General features: G+C 67.6%; 31 protein-coding genes. 11 read left to right on the top strand and 20 right to left on the bottom strand.

Annotation, left to right across the window (positions count from 1 at the left end; translation table 11 throughout):
* The first annotated feature begins 17 nt into the window (after window positions 1–17).
* The 3 genes from WOA58_RS14595 to WOA58_RS14585 all read left to right on the top strand — a co-directional run bounded on the left by WOA58_RS14595 (window position 18) and on the right by WOA58_RS14585 (window position 3,119).
* On the top strand, window positions 18–689 hold the full coding sequence (locus tag WOA58_RS14595) for a hypothetical protein (protein WP_340604995.1): 672 nt from the start codon (window positions 18–20) through the stop codon (window positions 687–689).
* Window positions 690–803: 114 nt separating this feature from the next.
* The gene (locus WOA58_RS14590) at window positions 804–1,076 is read left to right on the top strand and encodes a DUF7550 family protein (protein WP_340604994.1); all 273 of its coding nucleotides are present in this window, start codon (window positions 804–806) and stop codon (window positions 1,074–1,076) included.
* 45 nt (window positions 1,077–1,121) lie between these two features.
* On the top strand, window positions 1,122–3,119 hold the full coding sequence (locus tag WOA58_RS14585; RefSeq protein WP_340604993.1) for a glycoside hydrolase family 15 protein: 1,998 nt from the start codon (window positions 1,122–1,124) through the stop codon (window positions 3,117–3,119).
* Here the strand turns inward: WOA58_RS14585 and WOA58_RS14580 are convergent.
* From WOA58_RS14580 to WOA58_RS14565, 4 genes are all read right to left on the bottom strand, one after another.
* Window positions 3,116–3,832 carry a ThuA domain-containing protein gene (locus WOA58_RS14580; RefSeq protein ID WP_340604992.1) on the bottom strand — a complete coding sequence of 239 codons (717 nt, stop codon included), beginning with the start codon at window positions 3,830–3,832 and terminating at the stop codon, window positions 3,116–3,118. The two genes, WOA58_RS14585 and WOA58_RS14580, sit on opposite strands and share 4 nt — an antisense overlap.
* Window positions 3,833–3,878: 46 nt before the next feature.
* Window positions 3,879–4,538, bottom strand: coding sequence for a uracil-DNA glycosylase family protein (locus WOA58_RS14575; RefSeq protein WP_340604991.1), 660 nt, complete (start codon window positions 4,536–4,538; stop codon window positions 3,879–3,881).
* 44 nt (window positions 4,539–4,582) lie between these two features.
* Window positions 4,583–5,074, bottom strand: a complete 492-nt coding sequence (locus WOA58_RS14570) for a halocyanin domain-containing protein (RefSeq protein WP_340604990.1) — start codon at window positions 5,072–5,074, stop codon at window positions 4,583–4,585.
* Between the two features lie 77 nt (window positions 5,075–5,151).
* Window positions 5,152–5,472 (bottom strand): cupin domain-containing protein, encoded by a 321-nt coding sequence (locus WOA58_RS14565; protein ID WP_340604989.1) that lies wholly within the window; start codon window positions 5,470–5,472, stop codon window positions 5,152–5,154.
* A 76-nt stretch (window positions 5,473–5,548) separates the two neighbouring features.
* Between WOA58_RS14565 and WOA58_RS14560 the strand changes: the two genes are divergently transcribed.
* Window positions 5,549–5,749 carry a hypothetical protein gene (locus WOA58_RS14560; RefSeq protein ID WP_340604988.1) on the top strand — a complete coding sequence of 67 codons (201 nt, stop codon included), beginning with the start codon at window positions 5,549–5,551 and terminating at the stop codon, window positions 5,747–5,749.
* 4 nt (window positions 5,750–5,753) lie between these two features.
* Here the strand turns inward: WOA58_RS14560 and WOA58_RS14555 are convergent, their stop codons facing one another.
* The 3 genes from WOA58_RS14555 to WOA58_RS14545 form a co-directional block, all read right to left on the bottom strand.
* A complete protein-coding gene (locus tag WOA58_RS14555) occupies window positions 5,754–5,978 on the bottom strand; it encodes a hypothetical protein (protein ID WP_340604987.1) in 225 nt (74 codons plus the stop codon).
* 228 nt (window positions 5,979–6,206) lie between these two features.
* Window positions 6,207–8,816 carry a heavy metal translocating P-type ATPase gene (locus WOA58_RS14550; protein WP_340604986.1) on the bottom strand — a complete coding sequence of 870 codons (2,610 nt, stop codon included), beginning with the start codon at window positions 8,814–8,816 and terminating at the stop codon, window positions 6,207–6,209.
* 85 nt (window positions 8,817–8,901) lie between these two features.
* Window positions 8,902–9,498, bottom strand: coding sequence for an Lrp/AsnC family transcriptional regulator (locus tag WOA58_RS14545; protein WP_340604985.1), 597 nt, complete (start codon window positions 9,496–9,498; stop codon window positions 8,902–8,904).
* 128 nt (window positions 9,499–9,626) lie between these two features.
* Between WOA58_RS14545 and WOA58_RS14540 the strand changes: the two genes are divergently transcribed.
* On the top strand, window positions 9,627–9,824 hold the full coding sequence (locus WOA58_RS14540) for a heavy-metal-associated domain-containing protein (RefSeq protein WP_340604984.1): 198 nt from the start codon (window positions 9,627–9,629) through the stop codon (window positions 9,822–9,824).
* On the opposite strand, the gene WOA58_RS14535 is transcribed toward WOA58_RS14540, so the two are convergent.
* The 3 genes from WOA58_RS14535 to WOA58_RS14525 form a co-directional block, all read right to left on the bottom strand.
* A complete protein-coding gene (locus WOA58_RS14535) occupies window positions 9,821–10,399 on the bottom strand; it encodes a peroxidase-related enzyme (RefSeq protein ID WP_340604983.1) in 579 nt (192 codons plus the stop codon). The genes WOA58_RS14540 and WOA58_RS14535 overlap by 4 nt on opposite strands.
* Before the next feature lie 143 nt (window positions 10,400–10,542).
* Window positions 10,543–11,763, bottom strand: a complete 1,221-nt coding sequence (locus tag WOA58_RS14530; RefSeq protein WP_340604982.1) for a hypothetical protein — start codon at window positions 11,761–11,763, stop codon at window positions 10,543–10,545.
* A gap of 3 nt (window positions 11,764–11,766) precedes the next feature.
* Window positions 11,767–12,426, bottom strand: coding sequence for a hypothetical protein (locus tag WOA58_RS14525; protein WP_340604981.1), 660 nt, complete (start codon window positions 12,424–12,426; stop codon window positions 11,767–11,769).
* A 304-nt stretch (window positions 12,427–12,730) separates the two neighbouring features.
* Between WOA58_RS14525 and WOA58_RS14520 the strand changes: the two genes are divergently transcribed.
* Entirely contained in the window at window positions 12,731–13,219 is a 489-nt protein-coding gene (locus WOA58_RS14520; protein ID WP_340604980.1) for a metal-dependent hydrolase, read from the top strand.
* On the opposite strand, the gene WOA58_RS14515 is transcribed toward WOA58_RS14520, so the two are convergent.
* Both WOA58_RS14515 and WOA58_RS14510 read right to left on the bottom strand, forming a co-directional pair.
* Window positions 13,216–13,995: an HAD-IIA family hydrolase gene (locus WOA58_RS14515; protein ID WP_340604979.1), complete on the bottom strand. Its 780-nt coding sequence runs from the start codon at window positions 13,993–13,995 to the stop codon at window positions 13,216–13,218. The genes WOA58_RS14520 and WOA58_RS14515 overlap by 4 nt on opposite strands.
* A gap of 12 nt (window positions 13,996–14,007) precedes the next feature.
* Window positions 14,008–14,826: an aldo/keto reductase gene (locus tag WOA58_RS14510; RefSeq protein ID WP_340604978.1), complete on the bottom strand. Its 819-nt coding sequence runs from the start codon at window positions 14,824–14,826 to the stop codon at window positions 14,008–14,010.
* A gap of 173 nt (window positions 14,827–14,999) precedes the next feature.
* On the opposite strand from WOA58_RS14510, the gene WOA58_RS14505 reads away from it, so the two are divergent.
* Window positions 15,000–16,325 carry a CitMHS family transporter gene (locus WOA58_RS14505; protein ID WP_340604977.1) on the top strand — a complete coding sequence of 442 codons (1,326 nt, stop codon included), beginning with the start codon at window positions 15,000–15,002 and terminating at the stop codon, window positions 16,323–16,325.
* 16 nt (window positions 16,326–16,341) lie between these two features.
* Here WOA58_RS14505 and WOA58_RS14500 read toward each other — a convergent pair whose 3' ends face one another.
* The 6 genes from WOA58_RS14500 to WOA58_RS14475 form a co-directional block, all read right to left on the bottom strand.
* Entirely contained in the window at window positions 16,342–16,902 is a 561-nt protein-coding gene (locus WOA58_RS14500) for a DUF998 domain-containing protein (protein WP_340604976.1), read from the bottom strand.
* Window positions 16,899–18,428, bottom strand: a complete 1,530-nt coding sequence (locus tag WOA58_RS14495) for a PH domain-containing protein (RefSeq protein WP_340604975.1) — start codon at window positions 18,426–18,428, stop codon at window positions 16,899–16,901. Before WOA58_RS14495 ends, WOA58_RS14500 begins: the two co-directional genes overlap by 4 nt.
* Window positions 18,425–18,886 (bottom strand): PH domain-containing protein, encoded by a 462-nt coding sequence (locus WOA58_RS14490; RefSeq protein ID WP_340604974.1) that lies wholly within the window; start codon window positions 18,884–18,886, stop codon window positions 18,425–18,427. Before WOA58_RS14490 ends, WOA58_RS14495 begins: the two co-directional genes overlap by 4 nt.
* A 39-nt stretch (window positions 18,887–18,925) precedes the next feature.
* Window positions 18,926–19,627, bottom strand: coding sequence for an MBL fold metallo-hydrolase (locus tag WOA58_RS14485; RefSeq protein ID WP_340604973.1), 702 nt, complete (start codon window positions 19,625–19,627; stop codon window positions 18,926–18,928).
* Window positions 19,628–19,689: 62 nt separating this feature from the next.
* Entirely contained in the window at window positions 19,690–19,917 is a 228-nt protein-coding gene (locus WOA58_RS14480) for a hypothetical protein (protein WP_340604972.1), read from the bottom strand.
* 61 nt (window positions 19,918–19,978) lie between these two features.
* Window positions 19,979–20,287 (bottom strand): hypothetical protein, encoded by a 309-nt coding sequence (locus WOA58_RS14475; RefSeq protein WP_340604971.1) that lies wholly within the window; start codon window positions 20,285–20,287, stop codon window positions 19,979–19,981.
* A 61-nt stretch (window positions 20,288–20,348) separates the two neighbouring features.
* Between WOA58_RS14475 and WOA58_RS14470 the strand changes: the two genes are divergently transcribed.
* Window positions 20,349–20,858 (top strand): macro domain-containing protein, encoded by a 510-nt coding sequence (locus WOA58_RS14470; RefSeq protein ID WP_340604970.1) that lies wholly within the window; start codon window positions 20,349–20,351, stop codon window positions 20,856–20,858.
* A gap of 24 nt (window positions 20,859–20,882) precedes the next feature.
* On the opposite strand, the gene WOA58_RS14465 is transcribed toward WOA58_RS14470, so the two are convergent.
* Window positions 20,883–21,860 carry an aldo/keto reductase gene (locus WOA58_RS14465; RefSeq protein ID WP_340604969.1) on the bottom strand — a complete coding sequence of 326 codons (978 nt, stop codon included), beginning with the start codon at window positions 21,858–21,860 and terminating at the stop codon, window positions 20,883–20,885.
* 92 nt (window positions 21,861–21,952) lie between these two features.
* On the opposite strand from WOA58_RS14465, the gene WOA58_RS14460 reads away from it, so the two are divergent.
* The 3 genes from WOA58_RS14460 to WOA58_RS14450 are packed head-to-tail and all read left to right on the top strand — an operon-like array spanning window position 21,953 to window position 22,705.
* Window positions 21,953–22,204, top strand: coding sequence for a hypothetical protein (locus tag WOA58_RS14460; RefSeq protein WP_340604968.1), 252 nt, complete (start codon window positions 21,953–21,955; stop codon window positions 22,202–22,204).
* A gap of 49 nt (window positions 22,205–22,253) precedes the next feature.
* Entirely contained in the window at window positions 22,254–22,502 is a 249-nt protein-coding gene (locus WOA58_RS14455; protein ID WP_340604967.1) for a hypothetical protein, read from the top strand.
* A gap of 41 nt (window positions 22,503–22,543) precedes the next feature.
* A complete protein-coding gene (locus tag WOA58_RS14450) occupies window positions 22,544–22,705 on the top strand; it encodes a hypothetical protein (protein ID WP_340604966.1) in 162 nt (53 codons plus the stop codon).
* On the opposite strand, the gene WOA58_RS14445 is transcribed toward WOA58_RS14450, so the two are convergent.
* A complete protein-coding gene (locus WOA58_RS14445) occupies window positions 22,702–23,166 on the bottom strand; it encodes a transporter (protein ID WP_340604964.1) in 465 nt (154 codons plus the stop codon). The genes WOA58_RS14450 and WOA58_RS14445 overlap by 4 nt on opposite strands.
* Window positions 23,167–23,205 lie beyond the last annotated feature (39 nt).

Here is a 23,205-nt window from a genome sequence, read left to right as displayed (position 1 = left end):
TCTACATTACAAAATGTATGTCTGAAGCAGCATCAAATACAGATGATTTTTTGGAATTTGCGAATAACTTTTTAGAAGAATATTCGCATCTATTCGCTATTTTTGGCATTTTTGGGGCTATATCGGTCTATCTCGGTACTCTCCCCGTAGAACTACCTGCTGACTACTTAGATCTCGCCATTGATGTCGGAGTTCTTTCAAGCCTTTCAATATTTCTTTCAATTGGGTATCTGATAAACAGAATTTATAGGCGGAGATATCAGGAATTTCGAGGTGTGCCAGTATTGTTTCCTCAAAAGAGTAATATTTTTCCTTGTGTTTTATTAGTATTTTTTAATGGAATAGTTATTTCCATTCTTTCTATAGTTATTGCGAGGTTTTTAGATGCATGGATACAGTTCATCTCTGGTGCGGTGTTTCTCGTTATTTTCTATATCTCATTTATATCCATTTTCCACATATCGTCAACTATTGAACGATATTGTAGTCTATCGTATATAACTATTGTAATCCTTACTGGATTCACTATTGCGATGATAACCCTAGGAATCGAATTATACTTGCAGGCAACTATTTACTCGTCATTAGAATTTCCTGTTAGACAAATTTTATCTAATGCTTTTCTATCAATTTATGCTTCTGGGACGTTCATAGTAATCTATCTTGCTTTCTTTTACGATGGTTCCTGAAACATATTAGTAACACATCGTAAGCATTCGTTGCCGAGGCTTCGCGCGATACCGGGTTGAGCGTTTCGACCGGCGATGGGTGCGTTTAAGAGCCACGCGGAACGAACGTGGCGTATGAGCGACGACGACCACGTTCCCAGCGAGGAGGCAGAGGCCGAGGGGCGAGTCGACGCCACCGGCGAGGACGCGTCCGGCATGACCGACGAGGACCCCGGCGCCCAGGAGGCCGCCGTCAGCGCCCCCGAGAAGGAGACCGAGACGAAGACGCCGCTCGCGGAACGCACGACCGCTCCCCAGAGCCCCTACTCGATGCGGCAGGTCGGCATCGGCTTCGCCGTCCTCGTCGTCGGCCTGCTGGTCGCCTTCGGCGTCCCGCTGTTGCTCTGAAGAGACACGCGGCCTTTATCCTGCCCGGCCGGCTGTAGCCGCCTAATGACGCTTCGCGCCGCGCTCGCGGACTACCTCGCCAACGAGGGCCACCCGACGCGATTCCCGGGGGAACGTCGTACCACTGAAGGGTTGTTCTCGGGCCTCGACGACCGGCTCGTCCACGTCGCCCCCGACGGGGCGCTCCGGGACCACACCGACTCGCTCGCGCCGCTCTCGGGGCTCGATCGGGCGACCTTCGGGATCGGTCACGACGACGGGATCACGTGGTTCGACGAACTCGAGACGCTCTCGCAGGGGTACGTCGGCGACACGGCGCTCGTCGAGACGCGCCTCTCGGGGGCGGGCTTCGAGGTGACCAAGTACGACCTCACGGTCGGACGCGCCCACCTCACCCACGTCGAGTGCGAGGACGGCGAGGGGCTCTCGCTCCACGCGCTCGCGACGTTCGCGCCCGAGGGCCGCGACTCGCGGCTCGGCAAGCTCGTCCACGAGGACGCTGTCGAGGTCTACCACCGTCGCGAACACGACTACCTCGGCGCCGCGGCGGGGGAGTACGGGACCCGCCCGCCGATCGCGTTCGACGCGGTGCTGCGGGGCGAGGCGCCCCGCGAACTCGACGGGGACGACCGCTACGAGAACGACCGACTGGGCGGGACGGCGCTCGCCCGCGCGCCCCTCGGGAACGGCACGACGGTCGGGACCCTACTGACGGACCGGGAGGAGACCGATCGGAAGGCGGCGCTCGAGACCCTCTCGGCGTTCCTCGAGAGCCACGGTTCGCCCGAGGAGCTCCGTGAATCGGCCGAAAAGCAGGTCGCCGGCTCGCGCCCCGGTATCGAGGGGCTGCCCGGTTCGGTCGCCGACGACCTGCGGGTGCTCGACTTGCTCTCGGCGCCGACGGGCGCGCGGATCGCCGGCCCGGAGTTCGACCCCTATTCGGCCTATTCGGGTGGCTACGGCTACACCTGGTTCCGCGACGACGGCGAGGTCTCCTCGTTCCTGCTCGAGGCCGACGAGGGTCTGGGGATCGACCTCTCGGAGCGCCACGCCGCGAGCGCGCGGTTCTTCTGCCGGACCCAGCGCGAGGACGGCACCTGGCCCCACCGCGTCTGGTCGTTCGACGGTTCGCTCGCACCCGGCTGGGCGAACGGCCGGCTCGAAGCGGGCGACGGCACGGCCTATCAGGCCGACCAGACCGGCAGCGTCGTCGCCTTCCTCGCGGCGTATCTCCGCGAGGGCGAGGTCTCGCCGGAGCTCGCGGACGAGATCCGGGACACCCTCGGGGCTGCACTTGAGGGCCTCGACGACTCGCTCGCCGAGGACGGCCTGCCCGAGCCCTGTCAGAACGCCTGGGAGGACATGGAGGGGCGCTTTTCGAACACGGCGGCGACCTTCCTCGAGGCCTACGCGGCGCTGGCGCGCGCCCCGCTCGACGGCTCCGTTACCGACCGCGCCGCGGAGCAGGCGGCACGGGTCTACGGGGCGATCGACGAGCTCTGGTCGGCCGAGCGCGGCGCCTACGCCCTCCGCCTGCGCGGGGGCGAGCTGGACGACCGGCTCGATTCGAGCGCGCTGGCGCTGGTGGGCGCTCACGAGGCCTACGCGGAGGTCGCTACGGTCGACGACGAACGGCTGGACCGCCTCGCGACCCACGCCGAGACGCTCTGTGAGGGGCTGTATCGCGATCCCGACTCGATCGCCGGGCTGATCCGCTACGAGGGCGACGACTGGCGGACCCGCGAGCAGGGCGCGGAGAAGGTCTGGACGGTCTCGACGGCGTGGGGGGCCCACGCCAACGCGTCCCTCGCGGACCTGCTCGCGGAGTACGGCCGGGAGGAGGGTGCGGCGCGGGCGGACGAACGCGCCCGGGAGCTGTTCTCGCTGATCGCGCCCGAGGGCGCGCTCTGTCGGGGTGCGTACCTCCCCGAGCAGTTCTTCGACGACGGCACACCCGACAGCGCGACGCCGCTCGGTTGGCCCCACGCGATTCGGCTGGCGACGATCGGGCGGTTAGGGGGCAATCCCGCCGCGGGCGACTAGTCGAGGGGTTCGAGCGGGTCGCGCTCGCCGTACGCGGGATCGGGCCCCTCGCTCGGCGCGGCCCACTCGACGGCGTTCCCGATCACCCGCTGGATCTCGGGCTGGCGGTAGATCGGGTAGGTCTCGTGGCCCGGCCGGAAGTAGAACACCTTCCCGGAGCCCCGACGATAACAACAGCCCGAGCGGAAGACGTTGCCCCCCTCGAACCACGAGGAGAACACGAGCGTCTCGGGAGCGGGGACGTCGAAGCGCTCGCCGTACATCTCGGCCTCGGGGAGCTCGATGTACTCGTCGATGCCGTCCGTGATGGGGTGGCTCGGCTCGACGGCCCACAGCCGTTCGCGTTCGCCCGCCTCGCGCCACTTGAGCGAACAGGAGGTGCCCATGAGCCGTTTGAACACCTTCGAGTAGTGCGCCGAATGCAGGACGATCAGCCCCATCCCGTCGAGGACGCGCTCCTGAACCCGGTCGACGATCTCCTCACTCACCTCGTCGTGGGCGGCGTGGCCCCACCACAGGAGCACGTCCGTCTCGGCGAGGACCTCCTCGGTGAGCCCGTGTTCGGGCTCGTCGAGCGTCGCGGTGCGGGTGTCGAACCCGTGGTCGGAGAGGAATTCGGCGATCGCTTCGTGGATCCCGTCGGGGTACTGTTCGCGGACGGCGTCGTCCTCGCGCTCGTGACGGAACTCGTTCCAGACGGTGGCAGTGACCATACGCGGGCCTCGCCGCGGAGGGAAAAGGAACTACCGATGGTCATCCCTAGCGCACGAAATACAGCTCATCGCTACCCAGAAACCGGCTCAGGTCCGCGGTCCGGCGGTAGTCGCTGCCCCGGATCGCCGCCAGCGAGTCGATCAGGCGCTGGCCGTCGCCCTCCTCCCAGTCGACGGGCTCGCGGATCGGGACGACCAGAAAGCCGCTGCCGCGGATCTCCGTCGCGTGGAGCGCCTCCATGTCGACCTCGATACGCCTGACCTGCGCGGTGTAGTTCGCGAGGACCTGCTCCAGCGCGCGCTCGCCGACCGGCAGCAGGACGTGGGCGGCGATCGCGCGCAGCTCGGCGTCGAAAAACCGCTCCATGTCGGCGTACTCTCCGGGGGTCGGCTCGCGGCCCGCGGGCGGACAGCACATGTGGAGGTAGCTCAGAAAGCAGTCCTCGATCGCGGGCTCGTCGGCGTACCGCTCGTCGAGAAAGCCCGTCTCGAACAGCGCCCGCTGGACCGCCTCGCCGGCCCGCGAACCGGTGAACGGAACGCCAGTCTCGCCTCCCCCGTGGACCCCGGGATGGTCGCCGATGACGTGGAAATCGGCGTTGGCGTCGCCGTAGCCGAAGACCGCCTCGGTCCCCTCGGAACACCGGGATTCACAGGAGGGGCGCATCCCGAAGGGGTTGCTGGTCCGGTCGGTTACGTTCTCCACGCCCGGCCTACTCGGCTATCCAGTAAAACGCTCGCGGTTTCCGCTCATTCCTCGACCGCGACCGCGCCGCGCATCCCCTGCTGGTCGTGGGGGATGCAGGTGTAGAGCGAGACCTCCGGCTCCTCGAAGGTGTGCTCGAAGGTGTGGCCCTCCTCGGACTCGATCGGGCTCTCGTACTCGCCGTCCTCCTCCTCGACGTTGTGGCCGCCGCCCTGGCCGGTCCACTCCCAGACCACCTCGGTCCCGGGATCGACCATGATCGCCGCCGGCGAGAACGAGTAGCCCTGGCTCCCGGTGCCGACCAGGACGGTGACCTCCTCCTCCCCGCGGTAGTCGGCGGTGCCGTCGTACGTCTCTGCCGAATCGAGCCACCCCTCGTAGTCGGGCTCCTCGTCGTCAGGGACCGTCTCGTAGTCGGGCTCGTCGCTTCCCCCACCGCCGGCGTCGTCAGTACAGCCCGCGAGCCCGCCGACCGCGACGAGCGCGCCGGCTGCTCGGAGGACGGTGCGGCGATCGAGGGACGGATCGGATTGCATCTCAGCTTCGAAGTACGTGCCGAGCGGCCAAAAGGGGCCTGAAACCGCCCCGAAAGCGGTGTATGCTACCGAATCACTCAGGGCGCGCCGGCGAGGACGAACCGGCTCTCGGCGTCGCCGTTCTCGATGCGGCGGGTGGCCTCCGCAGGGACCCTGACGGCGTCGCCACCCTCCATCGGGACCTCCTCGCCCTCGATCACGACCGTTGCCTCGCCCTCGACGAGCAGGTAGACCTCCTCCTCGCCGTCGTCGGCGTGGTCGTGTTCCTTACCGGTCCAGCCCGGCTCGCACTCGAGGACCGACACCCCGAGGTTCTCGCAGTCGAGCGCATCGCGCAGGAAGTACAAGCCGTCGGCGACCGGTTCGACGTCCGTGTAATCGACCTTCGTATAGGCCATCGGCACCCGGTTCGTGATCCAGCGTCAAATAGCCCCGCCACGACCGTTTATGAACACGGGCGCCCTACCTCGATCCATGTCCGTAGACAACGCCGACGAGGCGACCGCGGTGGCCGAAGAGGCACTGAACGAAGCGGGCTACGAGGGCGCCTCGGTCGGGGATGCCCACCAGGAGACCTCGACCTGGATCGTCCAGGCCGACCACGAGGGAACGCAGCTCAACGTTCACATCGACGCCGACTCCGGCGAGAGCGAGGTCGCCGAGCTCGGCGAGTGAGGATTCAGAGATACTGGAGGTAGCCACAGCCCGTACAGCGCAGCTCGTCGCCGTCGTGGACGATCCAGCCCGACCGACAGTGGTCGCACCGCCACTCGTATTCGAGGGCGGGGGCGGCCATGAGCTGGCGCCCGACCCGCTCGAACCGGTCGAGACGGCACCGTTGGGCGGCGAGTTGCCGCTCCAACTCGCGAAGCTTCCATCCGTCCGACCGGGTCGATTGTGGCATCATGGGCTATCGGTTGGAATACGCTAGGCAGTAGCATGAACGTATCGTCGGGAGTAGAGAAGGACGGTTCGCACCGTCCCGTCCGTCCGCGGCAATGCTGGGATGGTCGTGGTGTGTCACGCCAATGCAGGTTGTCTATGGCCTCAATCTGCGATCTCCCAGCGTTCGGGCTTCGTCGAGCCGCCGAAGTAAGTCTTGTGTTTACTGATACGTATCGAACAGGAACCGCTACCGGAATCGCCCGAGGAGCCGGTAGTCCTCGTGGGGGTCGTAGTTCCGGAAGGCGAGGCTGTTGGCCATCACCGAGACCGAGGAGCCCGCCATCGCCAGGCCCGCGAGCGCCGGGTTGAGCAGGCCCAGCGAGGCGATCGGGATCAGCGTCGCGTTGTAGACGAACGCCCAGAAGAGGTTCTGGTGGACCTTGCTGATCGTCGCCTCGGAGATCCGGATCGCCTTCAGCACGTCCGCGGGGTCGTCGCGCATCAGCGTGACGTCCGCGGACTCGATGGCGACGTCGGTGCCCGAGCCGACCGCGACCCCGATGTGGGCCGCCGTGAGCGCGGGCGCGTCGTTGACGCCGTCGCCGACCATCATCGCGCGCCGACCACCGTCGGACCGGGGCTCCGACGTGGATCGCGAACCGAGGGTTCCCTCACCTCCGGACTGCAGCGCGTCGACCGCGTCGGCCTTGTCGCCGGGCAACACCTCCGAACGCACCTCCTCGATCCCGACCTCGCGGGCGACCGCGCGGGCGGTGCGCTCGTTGTCGCCGGTGAGCATCACGACGTCGAGGCCCCGCTCCCGTAGCTCGGCGACGGTGCGTTTCGCGCTCTCGCGCACCGTGTCGGCGGTCGCGATCACGCCCAGCAGCTCGCCCTCGCGCGCGACCAGCATCGCGGTCTTGCCGTCGCGTTCGAGCCGTTCCATCGTTTCCTCGGCGGGCGCGGGGTCGATCCCCTCGTCGCCCATCAGCTTGCGGTTGCCGACGAGCACCTCGCGTCCCCCGACCGTCGCGCGGACCCCGTGGCCGGGGACATTCTCGAACTCCTCGGCGTCGTCGGGCTCCAGCCCGCGCTCGCGGGCTCCCTCGACGATCGCCCGGGCGAGCGGGTGTTCGGAGCCCGACTCGGCGCCCGCGGCGGCAGCGAGGACCGCCTCCTCGCCGATCCGCTCCGCGAGGACCCCCCCATCGCCGATCGCCTCGCCCCCGTCGCTCCGGGCCTCCTCGACGGGAACGACGTCGGTGAGCTCCATCTCGCCGTGGGTCAGCGTACCGGTCTTGTCGAAGACGACCGCGTCGATCCCGCGGGCCTTCTCGAGGACGTCGCCGCCCTTGAACAGCACGCCGTTCGTGGCCGAGATCGTCGAGCCGACCATTGTCGCCGCGGGCGTCGCGAGCCCCAGCGCGCAGGGACAGGCGATCAGCAACGCGCTCGCGAGCACGATCATCGAGAACTCCACGAGGGGGACGCCCCCGGCCACCGGCCCGCCGCCGACGGGCTCCCACAGCGGCAGCCACTCGACGAACGCGAACAGCTGGCTCGGGAAGATCGTCCACAGGACCGCCCAGACGACGGCGTTCGCGATCACCGCGGGGACGAAGTACGCGCTCACCTCGTCGACCAGCCGCTGGATGTCGGGCTGGCGCGACTGGGCCTCCTTGACCCGCTCGACGATCCCCTGGATCGCGGTGTCCGAACCCACTTTCGTCGCCTCCACGAACAGAACGCCGTTCTCGTTGATCGTCGAGCCGATCACCTCGTCGCCCTCGCTTTTCTCGACGGGCACCGACTCGCCGGTGACCATCGACTCGTCGACCGCGCTCGACCCCTCCCGGACGACGCCGTCGGTGGGCACGCGCTCGCCGGGGCGGACCTTCATCAGGTCGCCGACCGCGACCTCCGTCAGCGGGACCGTCCGCTCCTCGTTCCCATCGACGACCGTGGCCTCCTCGGCCTCCATCTCCAGCAGCTTCCGGAGCGCGTCGCTGGCTTGGGTCTTCGAGCGGGCCTCCAGCCAGTTGCCCAGCGTGATGAACCAGAGGATGAACGCGACGGCCTCGAAGTAGAGCCCGCCGGTGATCGCGCCCGCGAGAACGGCCGTCGAGTAGACGTAGCCCACGGAGGTGCCCATCGCGACCAGCGTGTCCATGTTCGCCCGGCGGTTCTTCGAGAACGCGCGCCAGGCCCCCTCGAGGAACTCCCGGCCGAGGGTGGCCATCAGCAGCGTCGCGAGGACGAACTCGACCCAGCCCACGGAAACGCCGAACAGGGTCTCGGGCAGCACCCCGAATCCGAGCATGTCGGCCATCACCAGCAGGAACGGCGCGGTCAGCGCCCCGCCGAACAGCACGAGCCGGCGCTGTTTCTCGCGCTCGCGTTCGGCGGCGCTCTCGCGGGCGGCTCCCTGGGACTCCCCGTCGCGAACGGGCTCGTAGCCGGCGTCCTCGATCGCGTCGTAGACCGACTCGATATCGGTCGCGCCGGGGGCGTACTCGACGCGGGCCTCGTCCGAGGCGAAGTTGACGTCGGCCGCGAGGACCCCGGGAACCGATTCGATGGCCTCCTCGTTGGCCGAGGCGCAGGTCGCACACGACATCCCGCCGATCTCGATCGTCCTGGAGGCGCGTACGGGATCGTAGCCCGCCTCCTCGATGGCCGCGTAGATCTCGGCGAGGGACGTAGTGGAAGGGTCGTACTCGACGCTCGCCTCGTCGGTCGCGAAGTTCGCGTCCACCTCGGAGACCCCGTCGAGTTCTCCGACCGCGTCCTCGATGGAGCCCGAGCAGGTCGCACACGACATCCCCGAGACCTCCAGTTGTGTTCTCACTGTACTCACCTGTCTCTAGAGAGGGGTGCGTCGTTCATCCCCTTTGTTCCTCGAAAGCGAAAGCGAACTCCGTTCTCGACTGTCGATTCGAAAGTCAATCGGCGCCTTCGGCGAGCGTCTCGTACTTCTCGACGTAGAGCTGTTCGCAGGAGGAACAGCAGAACTGCTTGAGTTCGCCGTCGATCCGCCGCGAGACGCCGTCGGCGCCCACCTCGTTCTCACACAGGACGCAGGACACCGAAAAGGCCGCCTCGCCCCCGATCCGGGCCGTTCGATCGGAGCCGGTCAGGAGCTCGACGTCGAGGTCGCGTACCGCCTCGGGATCGACGTGCTCGAACAGCCATCCGCCGACGTCGGTCGTCGGCGCGTGGGCGGTGAGGACGACCCGACTGCCGGCGGTGGTGAACACGTTCTCGACCCCCTCGACCCCCGAGAGCGCGTCTCGAACCCCCTCAACAGCGCCCGGCGCCATCGAGAGCGTCGCGAGCACGGGCGTCCCCTCGCGCAGCTGCGAGCGATCGATGTCGAGCGTGAAGCGCCTGATGATCCCGTGGTCCTGGAGCTTCGAGACGCGATCGGAGACCGCGGGCGCCGAGAGGTCGACCCGCTCGCCGATCTCGCTGTAGGGTCGGCGGGCGTTCTCACTGAGAAGCCGGAGGATCCGCAGGTCGATCCCATCGAGCGTACTCATGGCATCCGGTTGGGTCGGCGTTCGCAAAAGCGCTCCGGCGAGTCCGGTTTCGAATCCGTAGCAATTCGACATACGAACGACGGGTTCGAAGGCAGAACCCTGAAACGACCGGAACGGCTACGTCCGATATGGCACGGACTATCCGGGTGGACGGGATGAGCTGCGAGGGCTGTGAGAGCACCGTCGTCGATTCGCTGAACGAACTCTCGAACGTCGAGGGCGCGAGCGCCGACCACGAGGCCGGCACCGTCAGCGTCGAGGGCGAGGCCGACGACGAGGAGCTTCGAGCGGCGGTCGAGGGGGCCGGTTACGAGGTCGCGACTTAGCGCCCCATCGTGTGGAACTCCTCGTTCGGGCGCATGTCCGCGAGGTGGGCCATTCGGTTGGAGAGGTTGAAAAACGCGGTGACGGAGCCGATGTCCCAGATCGCTTTCTCGCTGTAGCCGACCTCCCGCAGGCGCTCGAAGTCCGCCTCCTCGACTTCTTCCATCGACTCAGTGAGTTTGACCGCAAGGTCCAGCATTCGGCGGTGTTTCTCGCCGATCTCCGCCGTACGATAGTTCGCCACCAACTGGTCGGCGAGCTCGGGGTTCTCGCCGTAGATGCGTACGAGCGCGCCGTGAGCGACATTACAGTAGTAGCAGTGGTTTACTCCCGAGACGGCGACGACGATCATCTCGATCTCCTCTCTCTCCAATTCGGCGTCCTCGACCAGCGCGTCGTAGTAGGCGAAGAACGCCCGGAACTGCGCGGGGCGGTAGGCGTACGCCGAGAAGACGTTCGGGGTGAAGCCGGCACGCTCGGTCTCCTCGTCGATGCGTTCTCTGAGGTCCTCGGGCAGCTCGTCGTGTTCGGGGACCGGAAACCGGGTCATCGCGGGGGTGGAGTCGTCGGATGCCATACGGCGTGCTCGGCGGGAGATCGAATAAACCCCGTCGCTCAGCGAATCGAGAATCGAAGGAGAAATCGATATCCGTCGGTGGAGGGCCGATCGGGTCAGCGGGGAGAGCGCACGTCACATGCCTACGTATCGTCGAAAGCGGGCTATTCGAGCGGTTCGAGCGCGGTCCGGAGGCCGCGGCGGCGGTCGGCGTCGACGAGTGGTTTGCCGTCCATCGGGTCGTCGAGGTTGGCCGGCGCGCCGATGCCCGACCGCTGGGGTGCGCCGAGGCCGTACTGGTTGCCCGAGAACGACCAGTCGTGCCAGCCGCTGCCGACGTTGACCTGTCGGTAGGGGACGGGCTCATAGCCCGAGTTCGCGACGTTCTCGACGCTGCCGTCGCCGTCGGTCGGGTGGACGAACCGGTTGTCCTCGGTGACGTACTCGTCCTCGGGGTAGCCCCGGAACGCGATCGCTTGAGCGTTCTGCCCGTCGATGTTGTGGCTGAACGCGAACGTGCATCGTCGGACCTCGACGCGGTCGCCCGCGGTGAGGTCGTTCCCGTGGCCGTTCTCGGCGAGACAGTGCATGTCGACCGCGTGCGAGACCGTCGAGGGGCCGAACACGCAGTCCTCGAGGGTGTAGCCACACTCGGTGTGGCCGAAGCCGTTGACCGAATGGCGCGTCGCGTTGAAGTAGCTCATCTCGATGGTCGGGTGGCCGTTGAACACGTCGATCACGTAGCCGGCGCCGACCATCATGCAGTCGTGGCCGTAGACGTGGTGGACGTGCGGCGAGACGACCGTCGAGGAGGAGCCGATGGCGATGGCCTGGTTGGGCCAGCCGTAGAGCTCGCAGTTGTCGACCTCGGCGTCGCTCGAGAGGATCCGCATGCCGCGGGCGTAGCGCGCCGCACGCTTACGGCGGCGCTCGCTCGCGTTGCCCGAATCGAGCGGGATGTAGCCCGGGTACTCCGGGTCGTCGTAGTGGTCGTGGTACGGGCCGCGGTACCGAATTCCTGAAATGCGTGAGCCGCCGCGCATCGTGATGACGCCCCGTCCCGAGGAGCCGCCGTCCCACGCGGGCGAGTCGCTGCCGTGGTCGGTCGTGTACAGCAGGGCGCCGGCCGAGCCGTCGACGCCGCGATCCGAGACGATCGTCTGGCCCGAGAGGGTGAAGTCACGGCCCGAGAGGTCGATCCGGACGTTGCCGGGGATCCCGATGACGTCGGCCGAGGAGCCGACCGCGGAGAAGAACTCCGAGCGGCTCTCGACGATGGCGTCGGCGTCAGCGAGGCCGATGTCCGATCGGTGGCCCTCGCCGCCGGCGATCTCGCGGCCCTCGAGGCATTCGAGGATTCGTTCGTTGGTGAAGTACTCCGTCATCGTTCAGAGGTGGGCGTCTTCGTGTGCCGCGACGTTCAGGTCGAAGTAGTAGTACCAGAAGCGGTTGTCGCTGAACTCGGGGTGGCCGCCGCCGTGGAGTTCGAGGCCGTCGCGGCTCTGGCTCTCCCAGCCCGACCACTCGGTGCGCCGCAGCGGGAAGCTGCCGTCGCGGGTCAGGAGGTACTCGCCGGGTTCCAGCGCCATGTCGAGGTCGATCGTGTTGACTCCCGAGTCGACGCTGACGTCGCGTTCGTGGACCGGGTCGAACGAGCTGCCGTCGTACTCGCCGACGACCGCCGTGAACGTCCCCGACTCGCCGGCGTCGACGGTCGCCTCGCCTAGGTGGATCGCGCGGTCGGTCTCGAAGTGGATCCCCCAGTGGGTGTGGGTGTGGTGCGAGCCCCGGGGGGTCGAACCGACCCGGCGGGCCGGGAACTCGAGGGCGTCGGCGGCGTCCTCGAGGCGGCCGAGCACCTCGTCGAACGCCCGCAGGTCGACGCTCCCGTCGCTGGCGGCGTCGATCTCGGCGACGATGTCGTCGTCGTTGGCCTGTGCGCTGCCCGCTGCGGCCGCAATGCCCGTCGCGCCGAGGGCGGCGACGAACGTCCGTCGTGTCCAGTTGCTGCTCAGTTCCGTCTCGTCCGCGGATGGTTGTCGTGGCATGTCTTCCACACTGTATCGGAGACCGCAACCACACATAAGTCTAAGATAACCGATACTTTACCGGGGGCATTACCGCCGGGTAACTGCGGGCTACAGCCAGCCGCGCCGGCCGAGGGCGACCAGAACGCCGTAGCCGATCGCGCCGAGGACGAACAGGACGACGGGGATGAGAAACGGCCCGAGCAGGTCGACGACCGATTCGAGAGCCATTGTCGTCGCTTCGGCCGGAGCCGCCCTAACGCTACTGGTCTCCCGCCTCGCGCGGAGTGATAGAGTAATATAGCCCCTGTTACAAAGCCAGTTCATGTACAAGACGGGTCACATCGGCGCCGCGTTGCTGGTGTACTCGCCGATCGGCCTCGCCCTCCTGCTCGCGGGCCTCGACGAGCTGGCCGTCTTCGGGGGCGTCGGGATGATCGCGCTCGCGACGCTGCCCGACTGCGACCATCAGCTCCCCTTTATCGCCCATCGCGGCCCGACCCACTCGATCGTCTTCGCGCTCGTGCTCGGCGCGATGCTGGGGGCCGCAGGTATCGCCTTCGGCAGGGCGGTCGACGGCGTCTCGCCGGTGATGATGGGCGCGTTCGCCTTCGGGATCGGGACGCTCGCGGTGCTCTCGCATCTGGCGGCGGACTCGATCACGCCGATGGGGATCCGCCCCCTCTGGCCGTTCTCGCGGTGGCGCTACTCGGCGAACGTCGTGCGCGCGAAGAATCCGATCGCGAACTACCTGCTGCTTGCGGCCGGCGTCGCCGCCGCGACCGCCTCGCTGGTCGTCGCGGGCGGGGTTTAGAGGACCGAATCGAGATCGGCGACCGAGTCGAGCACGTGATCGGGATCGAGCTCCGATGCCGCGAGTGCGTGCTCGTCGGTGACGCCCGTCCGCACCAGAACGGTGGTCATGCCCGCGCGCTCGCCCATCGCGATGTCGGTGTCGAGGCGGTCGCCGACGATCAGGCAGTCCTCGGCGTCGGCCCCGAGGGTCCGCTCGATCGTCTCGACCGCGCTCGGGGCGGGCTTTCCCATCATCGCGTCGGGCTCGCGGCCCGCGACCCCCACGATGGCGTTGATGATCGCGCCCGAGCCCGGCACCTCCCGCGTTTCGGTGGGGATCGTCCGGTCGGGGTCGGTGCCGACGAACCGGACATCGGGGTCAGACAGCGTCCACAGCGCGTTGGTCAGCTCGTCGTAGGAGAACCCGCGGTCGATCGAGGCGACCAGCACGTCGGCGTTCGCGTGGTCCTCGACCAGCTCGAGATCGGCCGCCCGGAGCTGCTCGCGCAGCCCGTCCTCGCCGACGACGTAGAGCCGCTTGGAGCCGTGTTCGCGCGCGAGCACCTCGGCGGTGACCGAGCCCGCGGTGATCAGCTCCGAGCGATCCAGCGAGAAGCCGTAACTCGAGAGGCGGTCGGCGTAGGCCTGTCGGGTCTGGATCGGGTTGTTCGAGACGAACGCCGGCCGGAGGCCGGCCTCGCGGAGGCGATCGACCGCGTCGATCGCCCCCGGGATCGGCTCGCTGCCCCGGATCAGCGTCCCGTCGACGTCGAGGACGATCCCGTCGTGGCTCATTGGTTCATTCGCTCATTCGGCTGCCGGCGGGTCGTTCCAGGGGGCATCATCGGGATCGATCAGGCGCTCGCGGTCGTCGATCCCCTCGATCTTCTCCACGTCGGCCTCGGTGAGCTCGTCGACCAGCTCGAGCGCGCGGTAGTTCTCCTCGACGTGATCGCCGCTGGCCTTCGGGATCGGGCTGATCCCGCGCTTGAGCAGCCACGCGAGCGCGACCTGGGCCGCGGTGGCGTTGTAGTTGCCCGCGATGTCGTTGATCTCGGGGACCTCCGCCACCTCGCCGCGGGCGATCGGCGAGTAGGCGACCAGGTGGTGGTCGTTGTCCTCGGCGTACGCCAGCAGCTCGTCTTGAGGGAGCATCGGGTGGCACTCGACCTGATGGGCGAAGACCGGCGCCTGGAGGATCCGCTCGGCCTCCTCGAGCTGGTCGGGCCGGAAGTTGCTCAGACCGATCCGGTCGATCGTGCCGTTCTGCACGAGGTCGTCGAACGCCTCGAGGGTGTCCTCGGCGTCGTACTCGCCGGTCGGCCAGTGCACGTAGAGGAGGTCGATCGTCTCGACGCCGAGCTTCTCGCGGCTCTCCTCGACCGAGGCGAGGACGTCCTCGTAGGCGAGGTTCTCGGTGCCGATCTTCGTCGCGAGGAAGATCTCCTCGCGGGGAACGTCGCTCTCGGCGATTGCGTCGCCGACGTACTCCTCGTTCTCGTAGACCTGCGCGGTGTCGATATGCCGGTAGCCGACGTCGAGCGCGCGCTGTACGTTCTCGACACAGTCCTCGGGGTCCTCGAGCTTATAGGTCCCGAACCCGAGGGTGGGAAGCGGATCTGCCATGGTGGCGAGTGTGTCCGCCACTCCTAAAGCGACTGGGGTTGCGGCGGCGGCCGCCCCGGTCGTCGCAAGGACCGCAAGCTGTACCCTTGGGCTCGCAATTTCTACCGAGGACTATCGTACTATATAAGAATCGAATATCGTGGATTTTTATAGATGCCTGAACGCCGTTCGGTATGGCTGTCTCAGGCTTGCCGCTCGGGATCATCGGATACGCCGCAATCTTCCTGATCCTGTTTCTCGTCATCCGAAAGCGGCTGTACGTGGTTCCGACGCTGATCATCGTACCCGTGATCGCCGCGCTGCTCGCGGGCTTTTCCTTCGACGACATCGCGACCTTCGCCGAGGAGGGGCTCCAGGGGATCGTCGGCATCACGGCGATGTTCGCGTTCGCGGTCTGGTACTTCAGCATCATGCGTGACAGCGGGCTGTTCGACCCCTTCGTCGCCCGGATCGTCGACAACATCATCAGCAAGCCCGCGATGCTCACCGTCGGTACCGTCGGGCTCTCGATGGTGACCCACCTCGACGGCGCGGGCGCGACGACGATGCTGATCACGATTCCTGCGCTCCTCCCGCTGTACGACGCGCTCGACGTCGATCGGCGGATCCTCGCGGCGCTCGTGGCGCTGACGGCGGGGACGATGAACATGGTGCCCTGGGGCGGGCAGGTCGTTCGGGGGGTCGCCGCGATCGAGCCCGCGACGATCGCGAACGTGTTCAACCCGATGATCCCCGCCCAGGCCGCGGGGATGGCCTCGGTGTTCGCCATCAGCGCCTACTACGGCCGGCGGATCCGACGGGACTTCGACACCGTCACCGCCTTCGAGGGGGTCGACAACGAGACGCTGATCGAGGAGGCGACCGACGGCCGCGAGATCGATATGGACAGGACGTGGTGGTTCAACCTCCTGTTGACGGTCGCCGTCCTCGGGATCCTCATCGCGGGGATCACCTCGCCGGAGGTCTCGTTCATGGTCGGCGTCGTCGCCGCGCTGGTCGTCAACGTGCCCGACTACGAGCGCCAGAAGGAGGTCCTCGAGCAGTACGCGCCCGACGTGATGACCTACGTCGGCATCCTCTTCGCCGCCGGCGTCCTGATCGGCGTGCTCGAGGAGAGCGGGATGGTCACCGAGATGGCCAACATCATGGTCTTCCTCATCCCCGACGCGCTCGGCGCACACCTCCCCGTGGTCGTCGGGATCCTCTCGCTGCCCGCCCGGCTGCTCTTCAGCCCCGACGCCTTCTACTTCGGCGTCCTGCCCGTGCTCGCGGAGACGAGCGCGGCCTACGGCCACGACCCGGTCGCGGTGGTGCGCGCCTCGCTGGTCGGCCAGACGGTCGGCTTCCCGGTCTCACCCTTCACCGGCGCGACCTACCTGCTGATCGGGCTCGCGGGTATCGAGCTCGGCGAGCACATCAAGTTCACGCTGCCGCTGATGGTGATCCCGTCGACGGTGATCCTCGTCGTCGCGCTGCTCATCGGCGCGATCCCGCTGTGATCGCACAGGACGCGCGTCACTCGACGCGCGAGAGGACCCAGAGCGCGAACAGGGTCGCGCCGACCGTTTCGGGGATCGCGAGGCCCGGACCGATCCGGAGGCCGGCGGCCCACGCGAGCCACTGGAGGACCTGCAGGTTCCCCAGCCAGATCGCCGCGAGCCCGAACCGGGGCTCGCCGGTCAGCACCCCGGCCGTGCCGTCGATCCAGACGACGAGCGTCGCCCCGAGGTAGAAGCCGGTGGCGGCCGGCAGGTGGTAGGGATGGCCGGCGGGGAAGAGCCCCACGCCCGCCAACGACAGGAGGGTGGCGAGGAGGACGAGGGACGCGAGCCAGTCGAGGCGGGTGCGGGCCCGCGCGGCGAGCGACGCCGCGAACGGGAGGCCGAGCGCGCCGGCGAGCACCAGCCCGCCGTTAAAGAGCCACGCGGTCTCCGCGCCCGGCGCGCCCAGATCCGAGAGGGCGTCGCCGGCCCAGGAGAACTCCGGGGCCAGCAGCACCGCGCCGACGATCGTCCCGAGGGCGACCGCGGGCGCGAGCAGCGCCGAGAGCCGGCCGACCGCGACGAGCCGGTTCATCGTCCGTCCTCGAAGCGCGGTAGCGCGCGGTCGATCCGGCGCTCGCGTTCCTCGCGGGCGGCCTCACGCCTTCGTTCGTGGAGGGTGGTCTGGAGCCGGTCGGCGACGGTTTCGCGCAGCTTCGCGGCCTCATCCTCGTCGAGGTCGATCGCCCGGGGGTCGCCGCCGACGAGGCTGCCGGTGCCGGCGGTGTCGATCAGCACCGAGGCCAGCCGCCAGCGCCGTTGGAGGACGGTCTGGGTGTGGATGGCGTTCTGGACGCGGTAGTACGGCACGACCCGGGTGGTCCGGTGCCAGAAGCCCGTCCGGGTGACGACGTACTCCTCGCCGACGTGGTAGCCCCGCGACTTCCACTTGTAGTGGGCCGCGACCGGGGCGAGGGGCACGCCGGCCAGAACGACGTACCAGTACATCTCGAAGCCCAGCGCGAGCGTGCCGGCGTAGACGAGCCCCGTCAGAACACCGAGCGCGAGCAGATAGCGGAAGGCGTAGCGTCTGCGTGCGCGTTTGGGCGGGCGGACGACCTCGAACTCCTCGAAGGGCTCGATCTCGCGGGCGATCCCCCAGGTCGTCCTTCGGCGGGCGATCGGGACGGCGGACTCGGAGCCGACGCTGCCGCCCTGGCCGGGCGCGTAGCCGGCGGTCTCGACGGCGAGGCTGGCGTAGCCGAGCAGGCGCTTGAGCAGGTTCTCCCGGAGGACGAGCAGCTGGACCTTATCGAGCGGGATCGAGCCGTCGAAGCGCTGGACCAGCCCGCGCTCGTAGCGAAGCTCGTCGCCCGAGCGGGTGAGTCGGAAGCCGTAGGTACTGAGGACGGCGCTGATCCCGCTGAGCAGCGCCGAGGCGATCACAACGAGGACGATCACCGCCCCGACGACGAGAAAGGGGCTGATCGGCAGATCGGTCAGCAGCTCGATCAGCACCGGCGGGCCGGCAAGCGAGAGCAGCACCGAGAGGAAGGAGGCGAGCCGGAGGTCGAAGGAGGCGACCGCCAGCACCGCAAGGTCCTCGGGTGTGATCTCGTAGAGCTGCTCGGCCTCCTCGTCGACCGGCTCCTCCCGATCGCCGGCCCCGGCCGCCGTTTCGGCGCGCTTTCGCCGCCGGAGCTCGTTCTGGAGGCGTTTGGCCTCCTCGTAGCCGACGTACCTGAGGATCGCCTCGGTCTCCCCGCCGCCCGCGGTCTCGATGCGCAGCTCGGCGATCTCCAGGGCGCGCTGGACGACGTTGCGCGAGATGTCGACGTTCTGGACCCGTCGGTAGGGGATCTCGCGGTTGCGCCGCGAAACCACTCCCGAGCGGATGTCGAACGTGTCGGGGGTGGTCTCGTACTCGAAGCGCTTGTAGTAGGCGACCTGCCAGGCGACGATCCCGGCGAGGCCGACGACGATGCCAAGCAGCGTGAGGGCGATCCCGCCGGCGCCCAGCGCCGGCCCCGAGGCGATCGCGACGAAGAAGACCAGGGGGACGTAGCCGAGGATCGATTGAGCGATCCGATACGGGATCGAGAGCGGGTGCAGTCGGCTCATACCGCGTCGTCACCCTCGGCGTCGATCGCCAGCGCCTTCAGCCGGCGCTGGAGGTCGTCGGCGCCCTCCGGGGTGAGACCCGGAACGGTGACGTCCGCACCCCGCGAGCCCGCGGTGTAGACGACGGTGCTCGCGAGCCCCGTGGCGCGTTCGAGGGGGCTGCGCCGCGAGTCGACGTGCTGGATCCGCACGAAGGGAACGACCGTCTTGACGCGCGTGAAGACGCCGCGTTCGAGGTACAGGGCGTCCTCGCGGACCTCGTAGCGCCAGACCCGGTAGCGAAGCAGGCTGTGAACCCCGAGCAGGACGAACAGTCCGGCGAAGACGGCGACGGGAAGCCAGGTCCCCAGATCGAGGAAGAAGACCCCGACGGCGCCGACGATCGCCGCGAGCATCGCTGCGGAGAGGGCGGCCTGAAGCACCCAGACGATCCGGATCCGCGGATGAAGCGAGCGCATTGCCTGCCGTTCGGACCCGGGGGAAATGAAGGGCGTGGATCAGGCCTCGGGCGAGAGCACCTCGACGCGCAGCCCCCGCTTGCGGGCGTCGGATGCGAAGGCCTCGTCGTCGGCCTCGAGCGCCTCGAACGTGTCGTAGTGGACCGGTACCACGAGCTCCGCGCCCATCCGCTCGGCGAGATCCAGGATCGCGTCGGGCGACATCGTGAACGCGTCGTCGATAGGCGCGAGGAAGACGTCGGCGGAGAGCCCCTCGTACTCGGGGACGACGTCGCTGTCGCCGGGGTAGAAGACCGCCGTCCCGTCGAAGTCGAGGCGGTAGCCGACGCCCTCGCCCTCGGGGTGATAGGGCGTGCCGTCGTCGTCGGTGTGGCCCTCGGGGGTGTTGTAGGCGCTGATCGCCTCGATCCCGATCCCGCTCGCCTCGAAGCTGTCGGCGATCCCGACCCGGCGGATCCGGTAGTCGAGCTCCGAGACGGGACGCGACTCGCGGTCGATCTCGTCGCTATCGATGCCCTCGAAGACGCAGACGACGGCATCGTCCGCGGCGACTCGCTCGATCCCGTCGGGGTCGTAGTGGTCGTCGTGGGTCACCAGCACCAGGTCGCCGTCCCGGGCGTCGTAGCCCTCGAGGACGCCGTAGCGGCCGGGGTCGACGTATACCACGTGCTCGTCGTCGGTGATCCGCGAGGTCGCGTAGCCGAGCCAGTCGATCGTCAGATCGCCGTGGGTCACAGTCATACGTGCCGATCGGACGGGGCCGATGGAAAGCCTTCCGCCGTCCCGACTCCGAAACCCGAGGGTCAGGCGCCCTCGTCCTCGTCCTCGTCCTCGTCGGCCGGTTCGCTCTCGTCGTCGGAGGCGGGAGCGGGGTCCTGGTCGTCCTCATCCGTGGCCTCGGACTCGTCGGCCGGTTCGCCCGCTTCGTCCTCCTCGTCGGTACATCCGGCGAGCGCGGCCGTGCCCGCCGCTGCCGTTCCGGCGAGCACGAGAAAGCCGCGACGGCCCGTCGTCGAGCGGTCGTGGGTCATGCGGGTCGCGGTTCGGACGCCAGGGACTTAGCTTCCCTCCCCTCCGTCGACGGCGCGACGGCTACGACCGCTCGGGATCACGGCTCCGTACGTCGTTGGCCCCGCAGGCCGGACAGGCGAGTTCCCCCTTCGTCTCGGTGGTCGCCTCCGAGCGCGCGAACGTCGCGCCACAGGACCCACAGCGGGCGTTCTCCCGCTTTTCCAACGAACTGTGCTGCTCCGGGATCCCCCGAACGACGCCGCAGCCACAGGCCGGACACGCCAGCTCGTTCTCCGTGTCCGTGGTGGCGTCGCTTCGGGGAAACGTCGCCCCGCAGGCCGTACAGCGCGCGTTGATCGGGCTCGGCATCGTCATGACATAGAGTGGCACAGATATAGTTCGTCCGGTGGGCCGGGCCAGCGTTTTGGGCCCTCGCCGCCCAGGAGCACGCATGGAGTTCGACGTGATCCAGGGCGACATCGCTCGCCAGGGGGCGGACGTACTGGTCAACGCCGCGGGGACGAGCCTGCGGATGGGCTCGGGCGTCGCGGACGCGCTGCGCCGCGGGGCCGGCGAGGGGATCAACGAGGCGGCCATGTCGAAGGGCCCGGTCGATCTGGGCGCGGTCGCGACCACCGACGCCTACGGACTCGACGCCGAGTACGTGATCCACGCCGCCGCGATGCCCCACTACGGGGACGGACGGGCGACGGCCGAGAGCATCCGGGACGCGACCCGAAACACCCTCAAGCGGGCCGACGAGCTCGGCTGTGAGTCGCTCGCGATCCCCGCGCTCGGCTGTGGGGTCGCCGGGTTCGACCTCCGGGAGGGTGCGCGGATCATCGCCGAGGAAATCGACGCCTATGAGCCCGACTCGCTCGCGGACGTACGGTTCGTCGCCTACAGCGACGAGGAGTTCGAGACCGTTCGGGAGGTCGCTGACGGGGTGCGGTCACGATAACAGGACGACAGGGCGAGGCGCCGGTCAGTCGTGACCCGAGACGCGGACGGGTTCGTAGGGATCCTCGAGATACTCCATGTCGCTTTCCGAGAGGTCGATCTCCAGGGCCTCGACGGCCTGTTCGAGGTGTTCGATGCTCGTGGTGCCGACGATCGGCGCGTCAACCCAGTCCTTGTGCAGCAGCCACGCGAGCGAGATCTGGGCCATCGTGACGCCCTTCTCCTCGGCGAGCTCCTCGACGTGCTCGTTGACCTCGGGACCCCCGCCCTCGCGATAGGGGTGTTTGTACATCTGCTCTTCGGACTCGCCCCGGGACGTGGCGTCGATCTCCGTGGCGGGCCGGGCGAGGTAGCCGCGGGCCAGCGGGCTCCAGGGCATCACGCCGATCCCCTCCTTCTCGCAGAGCGGGAGCATCTCGCGTTCCTCCTCGCGGTAGACCAGGTTGTAGTGGTTCTGCATGCTGACGAACCGCTCCAGGCCCAGCGAGTCGCTCGTGTGGAGCGCGTCGGCGAACTGGTGGGCCCACATCGACGAGCCGCCCAGATACCGCACTTTCCCGCGGCGCACCGCGTCGTCGAGTGCCTTCATCGTCTCCTCGATGGGCGCGTCGTAGTCCCAGCGATGCGTCTGATAGAGGTCGATCGTCTCCATGCCCAGCCGATCGAGGCTGTTCTCGAGCTCCTGCTCGATCGCCTTCCGCGAGAGCCCCTGCGCGTTGGGGTTGTCGTCGTCCATCCGCATGTACGCCTTCGTGGCGACGACCGGCCAGTCCGAATCGTAGCCCTCGAGGGCGTTGCCGAGCACGCGCTCGCTCTCGCCCCGCGAGTACATGTTCGCGGTGTCGAAGAAGTTGATCCCCAGGTCGATCGCACGGTCGATGATCTCCCGGCCTTCCTCCTCCTCGAGGACCCACTCGCGCCAGTCGGGGTCGCCGAAGCTCATACAGCCCAGACAGAGCCGGCTGACCTCCATCCCGGTCGAGCCGAGCGTGGTGTACTCCATGAATGCCCGTGTGCGGAGTCGGGCCAAAAAACCCACGGGCGGATCCCTCTCTCGGCAGCAACCGTTATGATGGAGGAGTGGTAAATACGACCATGGTAAATATTGACACTGTCCTCAAGGCCGGGGGTGTACTCCTGTTGGCGGCCGTCGCGCTCGCCGTCCTCGGCACGGTCGTCAGCATCGCGATCTGGGCCATCGAGACGGCGATCACCCTCGCCGCCATCGTGGTACTGCTCTATCTGGGCTACCTCCTCTTGGGCTACCTGACCGGCGGATCGTCGGATCGGTCGCGCCCCCGGTCGCGCGATCGGGACCGGGACCGCGATCGGATCTTCGAGCGGTGATCCCGGCTGCCGGGCCGACTCTTAAGTGAGTCGCCGTCGAACCCCCTCCATGGACACGCTACGGCTGTTGAAGATCGCGGGGTACGCCCTCGCGGCGATCGTCGCACTGATGGTGATCAGCGCGCTCGCGAGCATCCTGCTGTCGCTGCTTGGCATCGTCGTCGGCGTCGCCATCGTCGGCGGGATCGCCTACCTGGCGTACAAGCTCTACACGATGACGGGCGGCGAGGGCGGCGAGATGGACGACCTGGACGTCGGCTCGAAGGTCGAGGACCTCCAGCGCGAGTTCGAGCGCTGAGGCGGAGTCAGGGTTAGGTGGCTGGCGGTCCAAGGGTCGGTATGGTACTCTCGAAACTGTTCAAGGCGATCGGCGTCCTGATGCTCGCGGTCCTCGCGGTCGCCGGGATCGTGGGCTACAAGCTGTACAGCACGTTCAGCGAACACGGCGAGTTTGAGTTCGGATGGGCGGTGAGCGATCCCGAGTTCGACGAGGCGCCTTAGAACGGAATCGCCGTCGGCACCGAGAGCAGTCCGGCGTCGACGAACAACAGAACGCCCACGATCGAGGCCCCGAGGAAGTACGGGCGGGCCTCGTTGGCGGGCTGGCGGACTTTCCTGTCGGCGAAGCCGGTCATCAGTCGCTTCGAGCCGATCTCGACCAGCATCGCGAGGGCGAACCAGAGCGCGAGCATCGCGAGCACGAGATAGCCCTGTGCGCTGCCGAAGAGCGAGTCGACGGTGTAGCGCGTGCCCGCGAGGTGGCCGCCGCTGACGAACAGCAGGAGCGCGCTGATCCGCGAGATCCACTGGAGGCGGGCGGTGACGGTCTCGAGGGGCGCCGCGTCGAGCGCGCCCTGGCGGGCCAACGGCAGGATCGCGACGGTCAGGAAGATCACGCTGCCGACCCAGAGCCCCGCGAAACCGAGGTGGATCGCGTTCATCACGGCGTCGATAAGCGACATACGCGGCGTTCGGGCAGTCGGGAAACAGTCCTTGCGGTT

Origin of the sequence: Halalkalicoccus tibetensis (genome assembly GCF_037996645.1) — an archaeon.
In the GTDB taxonomy this organism is placed as follows: Archaea; Halobacteriota; Halobacteria; order Halobacteriales; family Halalkalicoccaceae; genus Halalkalicoccus; species Halalkalicoccus tibetensis.
Note: the sequence above shows the minus strand (reverse complement) of the source record. Positions and strands in the feature narration are given on the sequence as shown.